This window comes from Pradoshia sp. TA40_28 (assembly GCF_059694525.1).
Window position 1 is genome coordinate 214,751 of sequence record NZ_JCATZO010000004.1, and the last position, 21,694, is coordinate 236,444.

Consider the following 21,694-nt stretch of genomic DNA (forward strand, 5'->3'; position numbering starts at 1 on the left):
GGCACCTCACCTGACATCTATTTCGATTTACTATCCTTCTTTTCCATAATAAATTGCTCCAGTTCGTTTAAAACTGCTTCATTCTGCGCATGCGAACCAACCGTAATTCGTATGGAAGTCGGGAATCCCAAAGCCATCCCTGAGCGAACGATAAAACCTTTTCTCATTAAGTACTGAAATACCTCGTTACCATCATATCCCGTATCGATTAAAATAAAATTAGCTTGGGAAGGATAGTAACTCAGCTTATGTATTTTACAAAATTCATAATACTGCTCAAGACCCTCTTTATTTTTTTGCTTGCATTCCTGAATGAAATCCTGATCCAATATAGCAGCGATCGCTGCCTTTTGAGCTAGTGAATTTACGTTAAATGGTTCTCTAGCTGGTTCAAGCATACGAATAATATGAGAATTAGCTACTCCATAACCGATTCGTAAGGCTGCCATTCCATAAATTTTTGAGAAAGTATGCAAAATAATTAAATTATCAAACTGATTAATTAATGGCAGGATGTCAGGATAATCTTCAGCCGTCACGTATTCATAATAAGCAGCATCAAATACAACTAGTACATCTTTTGGAACCTGACTCAAAAAAGATAGAAGCTCATCCCCAGGAATATATTCTCCAGTTGGATTATTAGGCGAACATAGCCAAACGATTCCCGTATCCGCATCAATCTCCTTAAGCATGCCATCCAGATTATGTCTCCCATTTACATGGGGTACTTCCCTTATTTCTGCCTGTTCAAGGATCGCATTATGACTGTATTGACTGAAGGTACCCGTTGCCATGACCGTATTAACCCCCGGTCTAAGAATGGCTTTAGCAATCATTTGAATCAAATTATCAGACCCATTCCCAAAAATCAGCTGATTTTCTTTAACCCCTAAATGTTCGGCTAATACTTCACGCAACTGAACGGCACCGCCATCCGGATACAAAGGAAGGGTCCAATCCGTTTCTTTCAAAATCTTTGAAACCGCGGATGAGTAACCATACGGGTTTTCATTCGAAGCCAATTTGATAATATGCTCCAAACCAAATTCCCTCTTTACATCCTCTATTGGTCTGCCTGGTTGATAGGGTTCCAATGTATATAAATGATTCTTCCATTTCATGATGAGCTCCCCCTTTTATTTGTTTATTTCTCTGTTAAATCAGGTCTAAGGATTGTGGCTCCCTCCAGATAAACATGTTTGATATCCTTTTGTTCGGTATCCGTATTGGCGTGAATCATAATCCGGATTGCCAAAGGCAAAGATCCCGGAACAGGAATTTCACGCATGCACATCACAGGAACATAGGTAAATCCAGCCATTCTTCTGACTGCCGCAGCCGGAAAACCTGCATCTATGTCATCTGTTACCGAGATGAATATCGAAGCAATAGACTCAGGCAGAAGGTTATTCTGTTGGATGATTTCTCGAAGCAGGATCTCCGTTCTGCTTTCAATAAGGTTTTTTTCATTTTCATCAATCGTAATAGCCCCTCTGATGCCTCTTATCATCATGAATTTCCGACTCCCTTTTCGCCTAATTTGTTTAAGAAAAATGCTAATTCGGCCTGTATTTCAGTATCAGTAAATGATTGTAAAGTTGGACTGCCATAATCTTTTAAAAGTACCATCGTGATTGAACCTTGCTTATTCTTCTTATCAAGTTTCATAAATGGTAGTAATGATTTTGTTGATAGTATATCTCGTGGTATTTGCAGATATCCTAAATTTCTCAACCAATTCTCAAACGTCGCGATATCAAATTGGAAATCCACATATTTTTTGCTCAGATATAAATCAAATAACATGCCAAAGGCTACAGCCTCACCATGGGTTACCACCCCATAGCCCGCTGCCCCCTCTATTGCATGTGCTAATGTGTGTCCTAAATTAAGATAAGCACGCGAGCCTTTTTCCTTCTCATCCTCAGACACAATATCAGCTTTGACAGAAATACCTCTTTTTATATACGGATCCAATGATTTAGTCGGTAAATCCGAAATGACGGAATAACGAGTCCGCAATTCATCATAAAAGGATTGACTACTGAGTAACGCATGTTTAATTAACTCAGCAAAGCCTGAACGCCACTCCTTTTCCGGTAAAGTCGATAAAAAGGAACTATCATAGAATACAGCTTCCGGCTGATAAAAACAGCCAACCAAATTCTTGCCTAAAGGATGATTGATGGCGACCTTACCTCCAACAGCACTATCATGGGCAAGTAAAGTTGTTGGCAGCTGAATATAAGGAATACCTCTCATATAGGTAGCAGCCACGAATCCGGCTAAATCTCCGACTACTCCACCGCCCAAAGCTAAAACCAGGCTATCGCGATCAAGCTTATTTTCTAATCCGACTGTCAGACATTCTTCATAAACAGAAAATGATTTTGCTCTTTCTCCCGTCGGTACGGCATGGATGATGACGTCGAACCCGCGTCCAGTTAAGCCTGATGTAATTGTGTTGGAATAAAGAGAAGAAACCATTTCATCCGTTATGATGTAAACCTTTGGTTTCCTCTTAAAATTCTTCTCCAGAAATATTGGGAGCTGCTCGATTACTCCATCACCTATAAATATAGGATACTCCTTTGAAGATGTCTTAATTTTCATAGATTCCATTAAAATTCCCTCGCATATGCTCTTTGTTGATTGACAGATTCCAGCAATGAATCCATTCGATCTGAATAAAATTGTTCAAGGATGGCGTTGGCGAGTTCCCACGCTACCACATGCTCCGCAACGACTGCTGCTGCTGGTACTGCACATGCATCAGATCGTTCAATTGAAGCAGTAAATGATTCTTTCGTATCAATATCCACACTTTTGAGCGGCTTGTATAACGTTGGAATTGGTTTCATTACTCCACGAACCACAACAGGCATTCCCGTTGTCATCCCACCCTCAAATCCTCCTAATCGATTCGTTTTACGGCTGTAACCTTGACCACTCTCCCAAACAATTTCATCATGAACCTGACTACCTGGAATTCTGGCTGCTTCAAAGCCGATTCCGAACTCTACCCCTTTAAATGCGTTGATGCTAAGGATTGCGCCGGCAATTTTTGCATCTAATTTCCGATCATAATGAACATAGCTTCCTACACCCGCTGGCATTCCTGTCGCTACAACTTCCACGACCCCGCCAAGTGTATCGCCATTCTTTTTAGCCAAATCAATAGCTTCCATCATTTGTACGCCAGCTTTTTCATCAAGGCAGCGAACCGGAGAGTCTTCAGCCAGCTTTTGAATCTTGTCCATATCCGTTAACTCTGTTTCAGAAGCTTTTATGCCGCCGATCTCCACGACATGCGAAACAATTTCTATACCAAGTAGGCTAAGCAGTTTCACAGCAACAGCTCCTGCTGCTACTCGAACAGTTGTTTCCCTGGCGGAGGATCGTTCCAATACATTACGTAAATCCCGATGCCCATATTTCATACCGCCATTTAAATCAGCATGGCCTGGGCGTGGTCGTGTTATTTTTCGTTTAATTTCTTCTTCAGTCTTTTCATCAATCGGTTCGATTCCCATCACATGAGTCCAATGAGTCCAATCCCGATTTTTCACTTGTAAGGCTACAGGTGAACCTAAAGTTTTGCCATGACGGACGCCAGCAGTGATTTCTGCGGTATCTTTTTCGATTTGCATTCTTCTTCCGCGACCATATCCCTTTTGTCTCCTGGCAAGATGTTTGTTGATATCTTCCTCAGACAATGGCATCCCTGCAGGTAAACCTTCAATGATCGTTGTTAATTGGGGGCCATGGGATTCCCCGGCAGTTATGTATCTCATAAGCGTCCTCCTTCACCACTTTAAAGCATTTATGTAATAATATCATAATCTACAGTTCTTTTGGTAATGTCTTGCCTTTATTGTACACAGAACCTTTATAATCTTCCATTGCCTATACGATTGACCATACTGATAACCATTTAAACGGAAAAGATTTATGGAATTGACACGAACTCTTTCTTTTTATAGAAAAACGTATTTGTACTAACAAAATCAAAAGTGTTTGGATTGAAGATTTGTTCAGTACTTCCAACAAACAAAACTCCACCCGGCCGAAGTGCCTCGGAGAATTTCCTATATAAAGAATTCTTCGCTTCATCCGTAAAATAAATAAGCACATTACGGCAAATGATTAAATCATAGGACTGGCCATATGGATCACCCAGTAAATTATGTTTAGTAAATGTCACAGCATTCTTGATTTTTTGATCCAAATGATAATATCCGTCCACCAATTCGAAATAGGTATTTTTCAATTCTTCTGGTACTTCGTCCAACGACTTTTCTGAATAAATGCCTCTCTTGCAAATTTCCAATACATTTTCGTCTATATCCGTTGCCAGGATGGTCGCTCGGTTCAAAGCATTTAAGCGCGATAGCACCATGGCCAATGAATAGGGTTCATCACCAGTTGAACATGCAGCACTCCAAACTTTGATGGTCGGTTTTTCAGATAGTAATCTTGGTAGTATTTCCCGCTCTAAGATCTCCCACCTTTTATAATTCCGAAAAAAATTCGAGACATTAATCGTCATACGGTCCAAAAATTCATTTAATAGATATTTATCTTTACTAAGGGTACTGTAATAATCTCGAAACCCCTTAAAACCCTGTTTTTCATATAAGGATGTGATTCTTCTTTTCATTTGAGCTTCCTTATACAAAGACAGATTGATTCCCGTTAAATAGTTGATTCCTTTAATAAACCCCTGATAGTCATCATTTATTGTGATCATAACCCGCTTTGTCCCCACCCGATTTCTTTTCTATTAGTATACAAAATTTATAGAATCAAAGATATAACCACTCATTTTGTTCCGTCTTGTAGAGAAACTAATTGGTCAGTTATCTAATTATCTTTCGTCAAATCCCATTAAAAAAGCTGCCAACCCTGTTGACAGCCTCTTTCTTTATTGTGTTAAAGGATCAAACCTTAATAAATCCACTGATTTGTCAATTTTGTGTATTCAGTCAATTCATCTTCTCTGAAGAAAATCCCAAGTTCTCTTTCAGCACTTACCAGTGAATCAGAACCATGAATAATATTCTTGCCAACTGTTACACCGTAATCACCACGAATTGTACCAGGAGCAGCATCTTTAGGGTTAGTAGACCCCATCATTTGACGTGCTGTCGCAATCACATTTTCTCCTTGCCAAGCCATCGCAAAAACCGGCCCGGAAGTAATAAAGTCAACTAATTCACCAAAAAACGGACGTTCTTTGTGTTCCTCATAATGTTTTTCTGCCATTTCAGCAGGAATGATCATTAATTTTGCCCCAACAAGTTGAAAGCCCTTTCTTTCAAAACGTGATACAATTTCCCCGATTAAATTTCTTTGAACACCATCTGGTTTAACCATTAAGAATGTTTTTTCCATTATTACACCTCTGCTCGTATGTATGGGTTTTCAGAAAGAATAATACCATTATTTATATATAGAAAGCAAACAAAAAAAGGAAATAATCTCAATATTTCCTTTTTCCGATAAATTTTGCTATTTCAACTAAATAATCTTTGTTCTTCGAATCCGGTAACGAGTCCAGGATGGCGAATGCTTTATCTAAATAAGCATTGCTGAATTCGATAGATTTCTCGATTGCTCCAGATTTTTTGATTGATTCCAAGATTGGCTTTAATTCATCTAAACTCATTTTCTCATGAACTGTGCGAATAGTTTCAGCTATATTGGGTTCTTGCAAAGCAAATAAAACAGGTAAGGTAATATTCCCTTGCCATAAATCACTGCCTGCTGGTTTACCCAGCTCTTTCTCGGTTGCAGTAAAATCGAGTATGTCATCCATAATTTGATAAGACATACCTACATAGTAACCATATAAGTATAATTTTTTGTGGATGTCTTCTGTAACTCCTGCGCTGATGGCCCCCAATTGACAGCTTGCAGCAATTAATACAGCCGTTTTTCGTTTGATGCGCCTTAAATAATTTCGCAAATTTTGGTCAAAATTATATTTATCACGTATTTGCTCTATCTCTCCAATACTGACTTCCATAATGGTTTTAGCCAAAACCTGATGTGCCAGTGGTTCATTAATATGGGTCATAAGTTCCTGAGCTCGTGCAAATATGTAATCTCCAGTATAGGTGGCTATTTTATTATCCCATTTGGAACGAACCGTTAAGGATCCCCTCCGTAATCGAGCTTCATCAATGATATCATCATGTACAAGTGAAGCTGAATGAATAAGTTCAAGAGCAACGGCTGCATGCTTAATTTGATTAATATCATAATCTCCAAATTTTGCCGTAAGCAGAACAAATACAGGGCGTATACGTTTCCCTCCTGCTTTTAGCGTATGCATCGATGCGTCGTGAAGTTGTCCATAGTCTGCTCGAATGGATGAACGAAGCTCTTTTTCGATTAATTGGATATCCTGTCTGAAGATTGAATATAGTTTTGGTAATTTCATAGTTCCACTTCCCGCTTAAACTAATGCGCGTCCCTTCATTTAGATTGTTTGTATCCAAAATGAGACGCGGCTGCCCCACCGGAATAAGGTTTGTATTTCACCTTATCAAAACCGGCTTCCTCAAAGAGTTTTTTCAATTCCGGTCCGCCCGGAAAATCTGATGCAGATTCCTGCAGCCATGAATACTCCTTATAGCTCTTAGCCAATAATTTACCCATCATTGGCATGATATGCTTAAAATAAAAATAATAAAGCTGTCTATAAACCGGTAATGTGGGCTGAGAAGTATCCAAACAAACAGCCATACCTTCAGGCTTAAGAACACGATTCATTTCTTTCAATACAGCTAAATAATCAGGAACATTTCGCAGACCAAATCCTATTGTGACATAATCAAACGTGTTATCTTCAAATGGTAGTTCCATTGCATTCCCATGTAGCAGCTCTACATTATGCAATTGTTCCTTTGTAACTTTTTGTTCCCCAATCTTCAGCATATTTTTACTGAAATCCAAACCAATTACCTTGCCGGAATCGCCAACCTGACGTGCTAATGCAATCGTCCAATCAGCTGTACCACAGCATACATCCAACGCCTTGTCTCCTTGTTTCACATTCATTTTTTTCATCGTATCTGCACGCCAGCGCTTATGTAATTGAAAACTAATAACTGAATTCATAGAATCATAATTGTCAGAAATTTTTTCAAAAACATGATGGACACGTTCTTCTTTTGTTTGTTGTTTCATTATGAATTCCCTTTCCCCACAATAACTTATTTATATGTTTTTGGGATTATCTTAAAATATCCTTAACCCGTATAGCCAAATCATCGTTGCAATGATATTCCAATAAGGATAACGATAATCTTTCCTTCACTTTTTCTATTTCACGGTTAAGTAAATTTGATATTTTATCGGTAGATTCATCATCTACAATATGTATGGACCTGAGGGCTTTAATAAAATTGGAACGGTGATTCTGTTTATATCCATCCAATTCAGCCAGCAATCTGTTCAGTAACAGAATATCGATATACAAATCCAACTGTTCAGTATCCGCAAAATACTCTGCTGTTTTTTCAACCAAAATGGTTTCAATCTTACAAAGATATGTCACTAGTTGCTCGATATCCGCTTCCTTATCCAAATATAATTTAACCTTTGCTTCATTAATTTCCTGTATTCCCTTAGACATTAGGCTAATAAACTCGATATCTTTTGTTTTTGCCAATATATGATAGTACATGCTGCTGTAATAATCACCAGCTAAAATCGATAATTGGCGTTGTCTCAATTGAGCCGGACTTTCGCCTTCCTCTGAGTTTGAAACTGTTTCATGGGTCTCCAGGGCAATTTGCATGAGCATGACTGATACTATGTAATAGGGCATTAATTTTTGATCCACATTAGTATTTCGCATGATTTTAACCATAACAGCAATCATCTCGTCATTGATAGCTGGTTGATCTATATATTTCAATACAAAAGAATGATTGATGATATTCTTTATTTCACTATTAAGTTGTGTGACTTCATTACTGATGCTATCCAATCGTAATCACCCATGCTTCCACTTCTAATTCTAATGCCGGTAACCGGCACAAATCACATTCATTATTTTTATCTTACTATCCTTTTAAATCGCTGTCGAATGGTTTAAAAGGAGAGAACAGATAAACGGTTATTCCTTCTCACTTTCTATTTCACCATAGGGAGTGTGCATAACCGCTTTTCCTCTGATTTTGATAGCTGATGTATGTTCGGTAAACTGAACAAATAGCACTTCACCCTTATCGAGCTTTTCGGAATGATGGAATCTGGTATCTTCACCTCTGGTTAACCCAATGACATTCACTCCATCTTCCAATGCTTTTATAACTACAAAATCAGTTGATTGGATGTTCTCCATTCTCTCACTCCTTCCATTATTTATTTCACTTATTTATTTATAAAGCTTAATACTTCCTGACGGGAACGGGAGTCTGTTGCCAAAGTTCCTCTTACTGCGGAAGTGATTGTTCTGGATCCAGGTTTTTTTACGCCTCTCATCGTCATACACATATGTTCAGCTTCAACAACAACCATAACACCGTGAGGCTCAAGTGTTTCCATAATGGCGTCTGCCACAGTTGATGTTATTCTCTCTTGTAATTGAGGTCTTCTGCTCACTGCTTCGACCGCTCTGGCTAATTTGCTTAAACCAGTTACCCGGCCACCTTTAGGAATGTACGCTACATGAGCCACACCAAAGAAAGGGACGAGATGATGTTCACACATTGAATAAAAAGGAATATCTTTAACAAGAACTAATTCTTCATGATCTTCTCCAAAGACTGTTTCAAAATATTCCTTAGGATCTTGCCTCATTCCGGAAAATACTTCTTCATACATTTTGGCTACACGTTTTGGCGTGTCCAGGAGCCCTTCCCTTGTCGGATCTTCCCCCAGAGCTTCCAGAATCATCGTCACTGCTTCTTCTATTTTACCGCGATTGATTTCACTCATTCTGTCTTCCTCCCATTGCTATACCTAATTTCAACTATATCCATAGTAGCACATTTTACTCTTTGAGCCATGTATTATGGATTTTATAATAGAAAAAGAGTCATTACCACCGTTGATGGTAATGACTCTCTAAGTGCATATAGCGCTCATTCAAGCAATAAGCGTATGTACAGATTACTTAACTGCGTCTTTAAGTGCTTTCCCTGGTTTGAATGCAGGTACTTTGCTAGCAGCGATTTCAATTTCCTCACCAGTTTGTGGGTTGCGTCCTTTACGGGCAGCACGCTCACGAACTTCGAAGTTACCGAAACCAATCAATTGTACTTTATCACCATTTTTAAGAGCTTCTAAAATGGATTCGAACACTGCGTCAACTGCTTTAGTAGCGTCTTTTTTAGAAAGTTCGCTAGCTTCAGCAACCGCGTTGATTAATTCTGTTTTGTTCATGCCATTCACCTCCTCCCAAAGTATGCTTCCATTCTACTTCAATTACTTTTCAATTCGTAATGAAATATGTTTCCATCAGCCAAAACAAAAACTTTGCAATATTTGGTCATTAATTATTTTTAACATAAAAAACCGTTGATAAACATTGATATATAAGGGTTTTTGCTTTGAACTTGATTTCTGATAAAAGATTATCATAATCGCCAGACCATATCAAGTAAATTAGCGAATTTACAGGCATTTATTCGAATAATGGAGGTTATTTTTCTATTTATATTGCTATATCTTCATTTTTGAGGTATTTTGAAAGTTTATGCTTCATAAAATATATCTTATTTTTCGCCATTATTGACAATAAAAAAACAGAGGTTTGCGGCATCCATTATTGGACCGTAAACCTCTGTGTCACTGTTTAAAGAATAATAGCGATCAAACCGCCCGATCCCTCATTAATAATCCTTTCAAGCGTTTCCTTCAGTTTATATCGGGCATTTTCCGGCATTAAACTTAATTTCGCCTGAATTCCCTCACGAACCACTGTTGATAAACTGCGCCCAAATATATCTGAATTCCAGATGCTTAATGGATTATCTTCAAAATCCTGCATTAAATATCGCACCAATTCTTCACTTTGTTTTTCTGTCCCGATAATAGGTGCAAACTCTGATTCAACATCTACTTTTATCATATGAATAGATGGTGCCACCGCTCTCAGCCTAACTCCAAACCTGGATCCCTGACGTATGATTTCCGGTTCATCCAGACTCATATCTGCTAGAGATGGTGCTGCTACTCCATAACCAGTCTGTTTGACCATTTTAAGGGCATCAGCCACTTGGTCATATTCTGCTTTAGCATAGGCAAAATCCTGCATTAATTCTAGCAAATGGTCTTTTCCTCTAATTTCAACACCTACAATTTCTTTCAGAACCTGGTCATATAATTCATCAGGTGCTGATAAATCAATTTCAGCTACTCCATGGCCCATTTCAATCCCTGCCAATGAGGCATTGCCTACAAACTCATACTCTTCAAACAGATGAACAAGCCGATCAACATCTCTAAGTCTTTTAATATCTTGGACCGTTTCTCTGATTGCATCCTGATAAGAAGCTCTGAGCCAGTGATTTTCATTAAGAACCATAACCCATCTCGGTAAATTAACATTCACTTCAAGAACAGGGAATTCGAATAATGCTTCCCGGAGGACGTTTAACACGTCTCCTTCCCTCATGCCCTCAACACTTATGGCCAGAACCGGTATATCATATTTATTCTGTAGCTTGGAACGAAGAACCTCTGTATCTGGATGATAGGGGCTCACCGTGTTTAGAATCATGATAAATGGTTTTCCAACTTCTTTAAGTTCCTCAACAACCCTTTCCTCTGCTTCTACATAGTCTATACGCGGTATCTCACCGATCGATCCATCGGTCGTTACGACTACACCAATCGTGGAATGGTCCTGAATCACCTTACGCGTACCAATTTCAGCTGCTTCATGGAATGGGATCGGTTCCTCATACCAAGGCGTATGAATCATCCTTGGCCCATTCTCGTCCTCATATCCTTTCGCCCCCGGAACAGTATATCCAACACAATCAACCATCCGAATATTGACTTCTAATCCCTCGTCCACTTGTACCTGTGCTGCCTGATTTGGTACAAATTTAGGTTCAGTGGTCATAATGGTTCTTCCTGCTGCACTTTGGGGCAATTCATCAATTGTACGTGCTTTTTCTGCCTCACTTTGCATTCCAGGAAGTACGACCAACTCCATAAATTTCTTTATAAATGTAGATTTACCCGTCCGAACGGCTCCGACAACTCCCAAATATATATCGCCGCCGGTTCTCTCGGCTATATCCTTAAATATATCGACCCTTTCCAAGAGATCCCCTCCCGATTCCTCATATATGAGTACTTATACGCAATTATGGATATTCTTATAAACTTGGACACTATATATTTATGCTATCCCCTGTTAGATTTATGACTGTTTTTTTCTCTCCTCTCCATTTATATAAAAGCCCGTCAGCTATTTATCTCCATTAATCTGATCATCACCTGTACGGATGTCCATAAAAAAGCCCGGATTAATTGCTGGGATGAAATAAAAAAACCTTACTTTTACAAATATATTTTGTAAAAGTAAGGTTATTCCTGAATTGCCATAAAGACAGGTTTATTTGCTTTTTGATCCCATGTATAGGGCAGTGAATAGGCAGGTACAAAGAGGCTGTTTTTTACTAATTCATTCCTTATATCCTCACCATTTTTTAAATCCATTGATTGATCGATCAACAAATCATATAAATCAGGTGTATAATCAATATACAATTCTCCATCTTCACCTAAAACAAAGTGTAAGGCCTTTCCGGTAAACGGACTTTTAACGGTAGGTTCCTTTTCAAATCCCATATTTTCATAATTAAGGGTATAGACATTAGGACCAATTTTTTCATCAAAAGCCGGATATCCCTGAGATTCTATTTGTAGTTTAGTATCTCGCAAAGCCTCAGCTAATCGTAAATCAATCAGCCTGACAGTTGGATTGGTTTCTTCATTAATAAGTGTATATTGGAATATCCCCCCATTTTCATAGGCGTTTCCAGGTATTTCAGCCATATATTTAGGGACTAATTTTTTAAAATCGATTATGTATTTCATATAATAAGGCGTATCTTGATCTTTGGTCTTGATCGGCAATAACTGACCGCCATTATCTTTCCTATATTCCAAGACTGCCCTTTGAACAGATTCGACCTGATCCTCATAAGGAACTTGATTTTCTTGAGAATTCTCCTCCGGATATAAACAACCAGATAGGAGGATTACCGTACATAGTACCAATGAAAAACCAGTCATATTTTTTAGTTTTTCTCTTATCCTGTTACCCATTTGTAGGACCACTCACAACAATAATAATCATAATAATGGCAGCAATAAACATAGATACATAGGCGACAGTAGCTAACAGGTATTTTAAAATCCCCTTTAATTTATATCTGCTTAAATAGATAGCCAGTACCGCAATTGCCATTAACCCCATTCCTGCAATCGAAATCCACATTTTTTGCATCGCTATACTCAAAACTCGGACCCCCTCTTCCGACAATTATCATACCATCTTTTTATAAAAAATGATATTTTTTCAATCTTTGCTATTATAACCCATAATATCTCCGGAAGAAAACAAAAACGGAAGCTTAGGTATCATGTACCCAAACTCCCGTCTTGGACTAAATATATGGACTTAGACTGGTTATATGCTGGATCAGTCTTGTAAAATATACTATGTTTAAACATCCATCTCAGCAAGTAACAAATGCCTATTTTTATGACAAAATCAACAGATTATTAATTATTACCCATTATATCCTTTAAGTCTTCCATTTCGTGCTTCTTGCTTCTTGTCATTAGATCATCTACTTCTGTTTTAATGTCCTTGCCGTTAAACAGAACATCGTATAAGGCAGATGCGATCGGCATCTTCACTTGGTATCTTTCGGACAATTGATGAGCTGCTTTCGTTGTTCTTACACCTTCAACAACCATGCCCATACTTTCAAGGACCTCGTCCAGATTTTTCCCCTTGCCAAGCATATGACCGGCACGCCAGTTTCTTGAGTGGACACTTGTACAGGTTACAATAAGGTCGCCAATACCTGTTAAGCCCAGGAACGTTAATGGATCTGCACCCATTTTTACACCGAGACGAGTAATCTCTGCGAGACCCCGAGTCATTAAAGCAGCTTTGGCATTATCTCCATAACCAAGTCCATCCGTAATCCCTGCCGCCAAGGCAATAATATTTTTTAAAGCCCCGCCGATTTCAACACCAACTAGATCCTGGTTGGTATACACACGGAAATTTTGGTTCATAAATAAATCCTGTATACGCTCTGCAGCTTCCATATTTTTAGAAGCCACCGTTACAGTTGTAGGAATCCTTCTGCTAACCTCTTCGGCATGGCTTGGTCCAGATAGCACGATAATATCTTTTGTAATATCGGATATTTCTTCTTCAAGCATCTCAGAAATACGCATTAAGCTATCCGGCTCTATCCCTTTACTCACATGGACGATTGTCACTTTTTCATTGACAATATCCTTAACTTTACGGGCTACTTCACGAATTGCTTTAGTCGGTACAGCAAAAACAACAACTTCCGAGCCAGACAGGGCCTCTTCCAAATCATGATATGCCTTCATAGAAGTAGGCAGTTTCACATCAGGTAAATATCGAATATTCGCCTGTTCACGATTGATTTCGTTGACATGAGCAACATCATGTCCCCATATTTTTACGGAATGTCCATTATCCGCTAGGACAATTCCAAGAGCAGTCCCCCATGAACCTGCCCCCAAAATGGTAACTATTTGTTGCATACACTCCACTCCCCAAAAAATTATTTACGTAATCTAGAAAATATTTTTATAGGTGTTCCTTCAAATCCAAATGCATCTCTAATTTTATTTTCTAAGAAGCGTTCATAAGAGAAATGCATCAATTCTGGATCATTAACAAAGACAACAAAGGAAGGCGGTTTGACTGCTACCTGTGTAGCATAGTATACTTTTAGCCTTTTACCATTATGGGTTGGCGTTGGATTCATCGCAATTGCATCCATGATAACATCATTCAATACATTCGTTTGAACACGCTGTGCGTGGTTTTCGCTGGTCATATTAATCATTGGTAGTAAGGTATGAATACGTTGCTTCGTTTTCGCAGATAAGAAGACAATTGGAGCATAGTCTAGGAACTGGAATTCAGCCCTAATCTTCTCTTCAAATTTCTTCATGGTTTTATCATCTTTCTCAACAGCATCCCATTTGTTCACAACAATGACAATAGCTCGTCCTGCTTGATGGGCATATCCGGCAATTTTTTTATCCTGTTCGATAATTCCTTCTTCACCATCTAGAACGACGAGGACAACATCCGAGCGTTCAATAGCACGTAAAGCACGTAATACGCTGTATTTCTCCGTGCTTTCATATACCTTCCCTTTTTTCCGCATTCCTGCCGTATCGATAATGACATAATCATCACCATTATATTTATAAGGGGAGTCGACAGCGTCTCTAGTGGTACCTGCTATATTACTTACAATAACGCGTTCTTCACCTAAAATAGCATTAACGAGTGAAGATTTCCCTACATTCGGTCTTCCAATCAAGCTGAATTTAATAACATCCTCATCATAATCAGGTGCTTGATGATCAGGGAAACTTTGCACAACAGCATCTAACAGATCTCCGATTCCTATACCATGAGAACCTGAAATAGGAATAGGTTCCCCAAAGCCCAATGCATAAAAATCATAAATTTGATTACGCATTTCAAAGTTATCCACTTTATTTACTGCTACTACTACCGGTTTTTTTGAGCGATAGAGGATTTTAGCTACTTCCTCATCGGCTGAAGTTAATCCTTCCCTGCCACTTGTCATAAAGATAATGACATCTGCTTCATCAATTGCAATCTCTGCCTGTTGACGAATTTGTTCCAGAAAAGGTTCGTCCCCTATATCAATACCACCTGTATCAATAATATTAAATTCATGATTTAACCAATCACCGGAACTATAAATTCTATCTCTGGTTACTCCGGCTACATCTTCTACGATCGATATTCTTTCTCCTACAATTCGATTGAAAATTGTAGATTTACCTACGTTCGGCCTGCCCACTATGGCTACTACTGGTTTTGGCATGGTCGTTCACCCTTTCAACTATCCTAGCTACATTCCTGTTTTATGTTTCACTGAATTGTTAGCATGTTTAATGTATTTATATATTATGAAAAAAGAACCCTTCTTAATCATAAAGAAGGGTCTAACTATATTATGATAGCAAACGTTTGGCAAAGTAACAACTCTTCCGGTTATATTTCTCTCCAATATCTGCTTGAATTTGAACAATAATGGACTAATATCTCTCATTTGCATCTAAATTTGTATAAAAATATTTTTTATGACTCTTTTCTTTATGAAACCAGCTAAAAGAAAAATAACCTATCTGATTCCCTTTCCTTTTAACCCTAGATGTTGATGATGAACGATCTTTCTCTTTGGTATTCTTCCTGCCCATATTATTTGAGCTTTATCAATAACAATTGCAATTGTAAGTGTTAGCAACAAAAGATCGAGTGATTCAAATGAAACGATATCCCGGGTAGGAAATCCATACGTATATAAAATCACCGAATAAATCGCTTCCCCTAAAATAATCCCACAGATTAAAACACTGATACGGTTATGGGCATGGATCAGGCTGATTCCTAATCCAAACAACAATGGAGCAGCTATAAAAATCCAGTTTACAATGAACCATACCGGATAAAGTATCGCAAAAATTCGTATACAAATAAGAGCGATCGTTAGACAAATAATGGCTACGGTCCCTTTAATTAATTCTTTATTTGTCCAGCTCTTCCATTGATAAACAGACCAAAGGATACCTGCAATTATAAATAAATTTATATTAAATAGAGATACTTGAATCGAAAGACCGGCAAAACAAATACCCCCTAATTGCCTAATCAATCCCCAACGCCTTACCTCAATGGTTTCATCTGAAATAAAAATAAAATACCAACAGCCCAGCCACATCAAAGCAAAAAATAAATAACCTTCGTACATAAAAACCTCCCTTAGCAGTATGCCAACTTTCTATTTTTTTAAACAAATCTAATTTCAGGAAATTTTTATAGTACACCTGCTATGATGCCTTATTTGAAGCTGGTAGGATGGTTGAATACTTACCTTGAGGAGGGGATGGCACAGAACCTAGTCCATACATTGAATGAATGTCGTCATTTTTATTTGTACGATTACTACAATACGTGGGCGGTTGCCTTTTGAACTAAGTCAGTATCAGTTAAAGTTGTATGAAATGAATATCACTAAATATTCTTGTTTCATGCGCGTCTATTTAGTTAATCCTCAACATCCCCTTAGAAAATCAAAAACACACAAATAATTTTATAAAAAGGAACTTATATATCAAGCAGAGTTCTATTTTCTGTAGAATGGGTGAGACTCCTGCGTGAAGAACAAGGTAATAAAGACCACGCAGCGCAAAGCGTGAGGAGGCTTGATGCTTACCCGTGGAAAGTGAGCCCATTCTGCAAAAAATAGTGTTAACAAGTAGAAAAAAGAAAAAAGAAAAAAACTGCAGACAATGCCCTAAATAAGGACTTTGTCTACAGTCTGAACGGACCTAATTGGCCCGACATAATTTATTTTCTCAAATTTTTTAATTGTTCCCCAATCATTTCACCTAATTGGAACCCATTTGTTTCTTCAGGGAATTCATAGTGATCCATGGCGGCAGACGGATTTTCCTCCAGTTCCTTAATGCTAAGAGATAATCTGTGCTCATCCTCATTCACATCAAGTACTTTAACGTTAATCACGTCACCTTCGGTTAGAACCTCATGCGGAGTGCCGATATGTTTATGGGAAATTTGAGAGATGTGCACCAAACCTTCAACACCTGGATACACTTCAACAAATGCTCCATAGGATACTAATCGTTTAACCGTTCCTTCAAGCACACTTCCTTTTTTCGCTTTGTCAGTAATATCTGACCACGGTCCAGGCAATGTTTCTTTAATCGATAAGGATACTCTTTCACTGTCTCGGTCAATCGATAGAATCTTAACTTTGACACTTTCTCCTTCAGAGACAACATCTGAAGGCTTGTCTACATGTTCATGGGAAAGCTGAGATACATGGACGAGGCCATCAATACCACCAATATCAACAAATGCACCGAAATCAGTGATTCTTTGGACTGTTCCTTCAATAACCTGTCCAGCCTGTAAAGTTTCGAGCACTCCCATTTTTTTCTTTTCTTTCTCTTCACGGACTACATCTCTGTGTGAAAGAATCAAACGGTTTTTTTCCTGATCGAGTTCTACAATCTTAAACTCCAACGTTTTGCCTTTATAGTCAGAGAAATCTTCTACAAAATAATCTTCGACAAGTGAGGCCGGTACAAATCCGCGCACTCCCAAATCAACCACAAGACCGCCTTTGACAACGTCTTTAACCTCGGTTTCGATCATTTCACCTTTTTCAAATGAAATAATCAAATCACCCCAAGCCTTTTCTGCATCTACTTTCCTTTTTGATAGAATCAGAGCTTCATCTTCGACTTTAATAATCTCAAACTCAAGCTCATCTCCTTCTTTCACTACATCTGATGCCTTTTCGACGTGTAAACTGGAGAGTTCACTGATTGGGACAATACCATCATGTTTGCTATCTTTAACTTCAATAACAACCTGTTTTTCTTCAACCTTAGATACAGTCCCTTGTACTCTTTGGCCTACATTAAATTCAGTAACATCAATATTGTTCATATCCTCTGTCATATGTACTCCTCCTAACAATCACGGCTTCAAATACTTTCAATTTATATTTAATACCACTTTTTCGTAAGTATTAAACAATTTTCAAAATAATTCCTTTTTTCTAACTTCTTATAAATTCTATTATTTGTCAAGCAGGATGATCAACGATTTTGATCGATTAGCTCTTTTATTTTTGCCATTATGACTTTTGTCACTTCCTCGGGGGAGGCTTTCTTACTACGGAATTCCTCCATGTCGATTGGCGGTCCAAAAATCACTTTTGTTTTAGAAAACGGCTTATACGTACCAATTACGGCACAAGGAATCACTTGAGCGTCCGATCTCAACGCAAAAAATCCGGCACCTGCCAGCCCCTCACCTAATTCACCCGTTCTACTGCGAGTACCTTCCGGAAACAGCCCCAACACATGTCCATTTTTTAACACGCCTAATCCCTTGCGCAAGGCATTACGGTCACTCATGCCTCTTTTAATAGGAATCGCATTCGTATGCGGCAAAATTTTGTTAAGGACAGGCAAATTAAATAGCTCTTCTTTTGCTATAAAATGTACATCTCGCGGAAAAGACATTCCTACGACAGGCGGATCTAACTCACTAATATGGTTAGAGCACAATAAAACACCGCCCGTTTCAGGAATATGTTCTTTTCCTGAAATTGTAACACGGTACAATGGTGTTAGAGCGATTTTTAGTACGCCCCTGGCAAATCTATAAAACGTCATCCACTTACTCCTTTCTCTTCAGCTATTCTCATAATAGCGTCTACTACTTCATCAATTGAAAGACTAGTTGTATCAAGTTCGATTGCATCTGCTGCCTTTTTCAAAGGAGATACTTCTCTTTCGGAATCAAATTTATCCCTAGCTGCAATATCTTGTTTTAATTGCTCTAGATCAGAGTCAAATCCCTTTGATAGATTTTCCTCATGTCTCCTTTTTGCTCGTTCATCCACACTGGCAAGCATAAATATTTTGACTTCGGCATTTGGCATAACCTGAGTACCAATGTCTCTTCCATCCATGACAACACCGCCTTGTTCAGACAGAACTTGCTGACGTCGAACCATTTCTTCTCGCACGAGTTTATGTTGAGAAACAGCAGAAACATTTTTAGTTACATTCGGCGTTCTAATATCATTCGTTACAACCACTCCATCAACCAATACATCTTGGCCTTGTTCACTATTCTGTAATTTGATATCAGTTGACATTAATAAATCATAAAGAGCCGCCCCATTATTTGGGTCTACCCCATTATTTAATGCCTTATAAGTTAGAGCTCTGTACATTGCACCGGTATCTATATATATGTATGTTAACCTTCTTGCAATAATTTTCGCCACCGTACTTTTTCCTGCAGCTGCAGGACCATCAATCGCAATAGATAATTTCTTATTCATTAGTTCCTCCTTGTTGTACACAAAAGTATATCAAGACTATTTTAACACAGCTTTTCCTTATATAAAGAATTAATAAACGTAAAAAAACGAGACAAAGCAGGCATGACTTTGTCTTTAGTTTACTGCCTATTTATTTATTTGAAATAGTTTCCACTATCTCAGTATAATTATTTTCTAGTACTCCTTCATATTGTACGAGTGTTTTCCATTGAAGAAAAGTATGTTCACGGTGAAAAACAAGCTGAAAAAATAATAAAAAGAGAAGTTGGATAAAAACCATTTTCTTAATAAATCGTTCTACTGTCTTCATATTGAGCAACCTCCCTTACCTAAGAGCTTGCCCATGTAATCTGTTTTTTAATCCACTGTAACCCGGTTTCTTTTTTCCAGTTGTCTCTCAAAACAATAACGTAGTAAAATTTGTCTCTCTGTTTCTGTAAGTTCCTTGAATTCAACAGATACTTTTTTTCTTTTATTATAGACATCGACTATTCTTTTTACTTCAACCTGGATAGGCAATTCGTGCACATCTCTATTTTTCATTTCAAATGTAAAGTGTAACATTAAGGATGCTTGAGTATTTATCTTTATAATCTGAGGAACAATGATTGCCGCTCCGCCCGCACTTATATCAGTGGTAAGTGCCGTAAACGGCTCAAATTCATTATTAAAGGGTTCTACATTAACATTGGCAGATAAAGAGACGCGCACGTATTCTCTTCGTTGAATTTTTTGTAAAGATTCATCGCCGGGGTAATCAATAAGGAGGAGCGGGATATTTTCTCTGACTCTTCCCTTGATTTCAGTCGTAAACAAGTAGGTATTTTGATCTTTTCCTACGAATGTTCCTTTTAGATATGTTCCGTTTACTAAATAATCTATTCTATTCGTATGTATATTAACAGGGTAATCAATATAAAGAACCCCATCTCTCATATCCATCAATTTACATCTATATGTTTCAAATTGATCTGAATGGCTTTTCTCAAGAATTATGGTCATTCCGATTGTAAGCATAGTAAAGAAGTTTCCCCTCCGACGTGTGTAAGAATATTCCAAACAAGGACTTAAGTAATATTATGACAGAGAACCTAAAAAAGGAAAAGGCTGTTTTTAGCCTTTTCCCAAGATTATTTTATTAGGAGACTTTATCATATACTTTACTGGCTTCATGCATTTTTTCAACTTTTTCTTCATGACCATCTTCAGCATTAATAAAGATTCGGTACGTATCATTTCCAACCGTACCCATAAACTCATAGCATAAGACATCTTCATATAAATCATTTGTGATAACAGCCAATCTTTTTTCCATGATTTTCACTTTTCCACTAAGTTTCTTCTCAGCTTCTTCTTCTGTTATTGCCGGTTTACTTACTTTTCTTTCTTTGTCTAGATTTTGAAGATAATCTTCAGATCCAAAACCAACGATATCCCCATTATCAAGTGCCACTTTTATACGGATGGATTCCGGATAAATTCTCACTTGATCTTTAACCGTTATAAATGTATAAACACCTACATTACTGTATTGAGTACTTTCAAATAGTTCCATATTCTTAAAACCCATTTTATTTAGATACTGGAGAGCTTTCTTATATCCGTCATTTAAACTGATTTTAGTCTCAGATACCTGTCGATCATTTATAATATAAATTGGGTACCCACCTTTTTTTGTCAGGTCGATCCCTATCATATGATTCGTATTAGCATCCTTCAGATTAACATGGTAGAAATCATACTTAGATCCATCTTTGTTTTCCGTTACATTTGCCGTTTTAACATTGGATACACCTGTGTATTTTTTTGCCAGGTCAATTGCTTCCTTACGAGTTATTTCACTCCCGGATAAATGCTTATAATCGATATTCTTTTCTTGTACGGATGTGAACGTGGGGCCATATTCACTTTTTTGCCCAAAGGACTTCACATTTTTATCCATTGTTTTCAGTCCATCAATCACTTGATTGTCCCTTTGACTGTCACCTGACGTATCCGCCAGCGCTGTTTCCACATCCATCCACCGCAAATCATTGTTAATAATTGTACTTTGGACGCTTCTTAGTTCATCTCTTATTTCTGTTGCATCGCTATAGAGAGATTTTAGCGTATTATATTCTTCATCAGATAAAGGGCTTTTATCCAAATCTCGCACAGCTGTCTTATAGGCAAAATCACCGATATTGGTTAAGAATTTTTCTGTTTCATGGAAAGGCATTAAAGTTAATGGCAATTGACCTACGTTGTTATGAGCTTCATTTGTCAATCTCCAAACCTCTGCCAATGCAGGTGACAAAGAACCTTTTGTATTCATAGCCAATGTTGTCCCGATTTTATCATTTAGCACATCTATTTGATAGTTCAGATCATTAAAGGCACGTTGATAATTATTTTCGTTTTGATTCATGATAGCTATCTTCTCTTGATGATCCTGATATGCCCAGTATGCTGTTCCGGCTAAACCGATTGCCAATATAGCAATCGCGATATTTTTTATCATTTCG

The 21,694-nt window shown here is 37.9% G+C and carries 24 protein-coding genes; all 24 read right to left on the reverse strand.

Annotation, left to right across the window (positions count from 1 at the left end; genetic code table 11):
• Positions 1 to 17: 17 nt before the first annotated feature.
• Positions 18 to 1,124 (reverse strand): histidinol-phosphate transaminase, encoded by a 1,107-nt coding sequence (hisC, locus tag AC58NB_RS07035; protein ID WP_497426122.1) that lies wholly within the window; start codon positions 1,122 to 1,124, stop codon positions 18 to 20.
• A gap of 23 nt (positions 1,125 to 1,147) precedes the next feature.
• Positions 1,148 to 1,513: a chorismate mutase gene (gene aroH, locus AC58NB_RS07040; RefSeq protein WP_497426262.1), complete on the reverse strand. Its 366-nt coding sequence runs from the start codon at positions 1,511 to 1,513 to the stop codon at positions 1,148 to 1,150.
• Positions 1,513 to 2,616 (reverse strand): 3-dehydroquinate synthase, encoded by a 1,104-nt coding sequence (gene aroB / locus AC58NB_RS07045; protein WP_497426123.1) that lies wholly within the window; start codon positions 2,614 to 2,616, stop codon positions 1,513 to 1,515. Before aroB ends, aroH begins: the two co-directional genes overlap by 1 nt.
• A gap of 8 nt (positions 2,617 to 2,624) precedes the next feature.
• The gene (aroC, locus tag AC58NB_RS07050) at positions 2,625 to 3,797 is read right to left on the reverse strand and encodes a chorismate synthase (RefSeq protein WP_497426124.1); all 1,173 of its coding nucleotides are present in this window, start codon (positions 3,795 to 3,797) and stop codon (positions 2,625 to 2,627) included.
• A gap of 155 nt (positions 3,798 to 3,952) precedes the next feature.
• A complete protein-coding gene (locus tag AC58NB_RS07055; RefSeq protein WP_497426125.1) occupies positions 3,953 to 4,753 on the reverse strand; it encodes a CheR family methyltransferase in 801 nt (266 codons plus the stop codon).
• 197 nt (positions 4,754 to 4,950) lie between these two features.
• Positions 4,951 to 5,397: a nucleoside-diphosphate kinase gene (gene ndk / locus AC58NB_RS07060; protein WP_497426126.1), complete on the reverse strand. Its 447-nt coding sequence runs from the start codon at positions 5,395 to 5,397 to the stop codon at positions 4,951 to 4,953.
• Between the two features lie 88 nt (positions 5,398 to 5,485).
• Entirely contained in the window at positions 5,486 to 6,448 is a 963-nt protein-coding gene (gene hepT, locus AC58NB_RS07065) for a heptaprenyl diphosphate synthase component II (protein ID WP_497426127.1), read from the reverse strand.
• Between the two features lie 35 nt (positions 6,449 to 6,483).
• Entirely contained in the window at positions 6,484 to 7,197 is a 714-nt protein-coding gene (locus AC58NB_RS07070; protein ID WP_497426128.1) for a demethylmenaquinone methyltransferase, read from the reverse strand.
• A 46-nt stretch (positions 7,198 to 7,243) separates the two neighbouring features.
• Positions 7,244 to 8,002, reverse strand: a complete 759-nt coding sequence (locus AC58NB_RS07075) for a heptaprenyl diphosphate synthase component 1 (protein ID WP_497426129.1) — start codon at positions 8,000 to 8,002, stop codon at positions 7,244 to 7,246.
• 129 nt (positions 8,003 to 8,131) lie between these two features.
• Positions 8,132 to 8,359: a trp RNA-binding attenuation protein MtrB gene (gene mtrB, locus AC58NB_RS07080; RefSeq protein ID WP_497426130.1), complete on the reverse strand. Its 228-nt coding sequence runs from the start codon at positions 8,357 to 8,359 to the stop codon at positions 8,132 to 8,134.
• Between the two features lie 29 nt (positions 8,360 to 8,388).
• On the reverse strand, positions 8,389 to 8,955 hold the full coding sequence (gene folE / locus AC58NB_RS07085; RefSeq protein ID WP_497426131.1) for a GTP cyclohydrolase I FolE: 567 nt from the start codon (positions 8,953 to 8,955) through the stop codon (positions 8,389 to 8,391).
• A 174-nt stretch (positions 8,956 to 9,129) separates the two neighbouring features.
• Positions 9,130 to 9,402, reverse strand: a complete 273-nt coding sequence (locus tag AC58NB_RS07090; protein ID WP_491076226.1) for an HU family DNA-binding protein — start codon at positions 9,400 to 9,402, stop codon at positions 9,130 to 9,132.
• 412 nt (positions 9,403 to 9,814) lie between these two features.
• Positions 9,815 to 11,293 carry a stage IV sporulation protein A gene (gene spoIVA / locus AC58NB_RS07095; RefSeq protein ID WP_497426132.1) on the reverse strand — a complete coding sequence of 493 codons (1,479 nt, stop codon included), beginning with the start codon at positions 11,291 to 11,293 and terminating at the stop codon, positions 9,815 to 9,817.
• 266 nt (positions 11,294 to 11,559) lie between these two features.
• On the reverse strand, positions 11,560 to 12,303 hold the full coding sequence (locus AC58NB_RS07100) for a YphF family lipoprotein (RefSeq protein ID WP_497426133.1): 744 nt from the start codon (positions 12,301 to 12,303) through the stop codon (positions 11,560 to 11,562).
• Positions 12,296 to 12,496, reverse strand: coding sequence for a DUF2768 domain-containing protein (locus AC58NB_RS07105; protein ID WP_497426134.1), 201 nt, complete (start codon positions 12,494 to 12,496; stop codon positions 12,296 to 12,298). Before AC58NB_RS07105 ends, AC58NB_RS07100 begins: the two co-directional genes overlap by 8 nt.
• 266 nt (positions 12,497 to 12,762) lie before the next feature.
• Complete coding sequence (locus AC58NB_RS07110; RefSeq protein ID WP_497426135.1) at positions 12,763 to 13,794, reverse strand: NAD(P)H-dependent glycerol-3-phosphate dehydrogenase; 1,032 nt, start codon at positions 13,792 to 13,794, stop codon at positions 12,763 to 12,765.
• Between the two features lie 20 nt (positions 13,795 to 13,814).
• Complete coding sequence (gene der, locus AC58NB_RS07115) at positions 13,815 to 15,125, reverse strand: ribosome biogenesis GTPase Der (RefSeq protein ID WP_497426136.1); 1,311 nt, start codon at positions 15,123 to 15,125, stop codon at positions 13,815 to 13,817.
• A gap of 300 nt (positions 15,126 to 15,425) precedes the next feature.
• Positions 15,426 to 16,052: a YphA family membrane protein gene (locus tag AC58NB_RS07120; protein WP_497426137.1), complete on the reverse strand. Its 627-nt coding sequence runs from the start codon at positions 16,050 to 16,052 to the stop codon at positions 15,426 to 15,428.
• 599 nt (positions 16,053 to 16,651) lie between these two features.
• Entirely contained in the window at positions 16,652 to 17,791 is a 1,140-nt protein-coding gene (gene rpsA, locus AC58NB_RS07125) for a 30S ribosomal protein S1 (RefSeq protein WP_497426138.1), read from the reverse strand.
• A gap of 140 nt (positions 17,792 to 17,931) precedes the next feature.
• Complete coding sequence (locus AC58NB_RS07130; RefSeq protein ID WP_497426139.1) at positions 17,932 to 18,513, reverse strand: lysophospholipid acyltransferase family protein; 582 nt, start codon at positions 18,511 to 18,513, stop codon at positions 17,932 to 17,934.
• A complete protein-coding gene (cmk, locus tag AC58NB_RS07135; RefSeq protein WP_497426140.1) occupies positions 18,510 to 19,190 on the reverse strand; it encodes a (d)CMP kinase in 681 nt (226 codons plus the stop codon). The genes AC58NB_RS07130 and cmk overlap by 4 nt, the downstream gene beginning before the upstream one ends.
• 130 nt (positions 19,191 to 19,320) lie before the next feature.
• A complete protein-coding gene (locus AC58NB_RS07140) occupies positions 19,321 to 19,500 on the reverse strand; it encodes a DUF5359 family protein (RefSeq protein WP_497426141.1) in 180 nt (59 codons plus the stop codon).
• A gap of 47 nt (positions 19,501 to 19,547) precedes the next feature.
• A complete protein-coding gene (locus AC58NB_RS07145; protein ID WP_497426142.1) occupies positions 19,548 to 20,207 on the reverse strand; it encodes a flagellar brake protein in 660 nt (219 codons plus the stop codon).
• 121 nt (positions 20,208 to 20,328) lie between these two features.
• Complete coding sequence (ypeB, locus tag AC58NB_RS07150; protein WP_497426143.1) at positions 20,329 to 21,690, reverse strand: germination protein YpeB; 1,362 nt, start codon at positions 21,688 to 21,690, stop codon at positions 20,329 to 20,331.
• Positions 21,691 to 21,694: the final 4 nt, after the last annotated feature.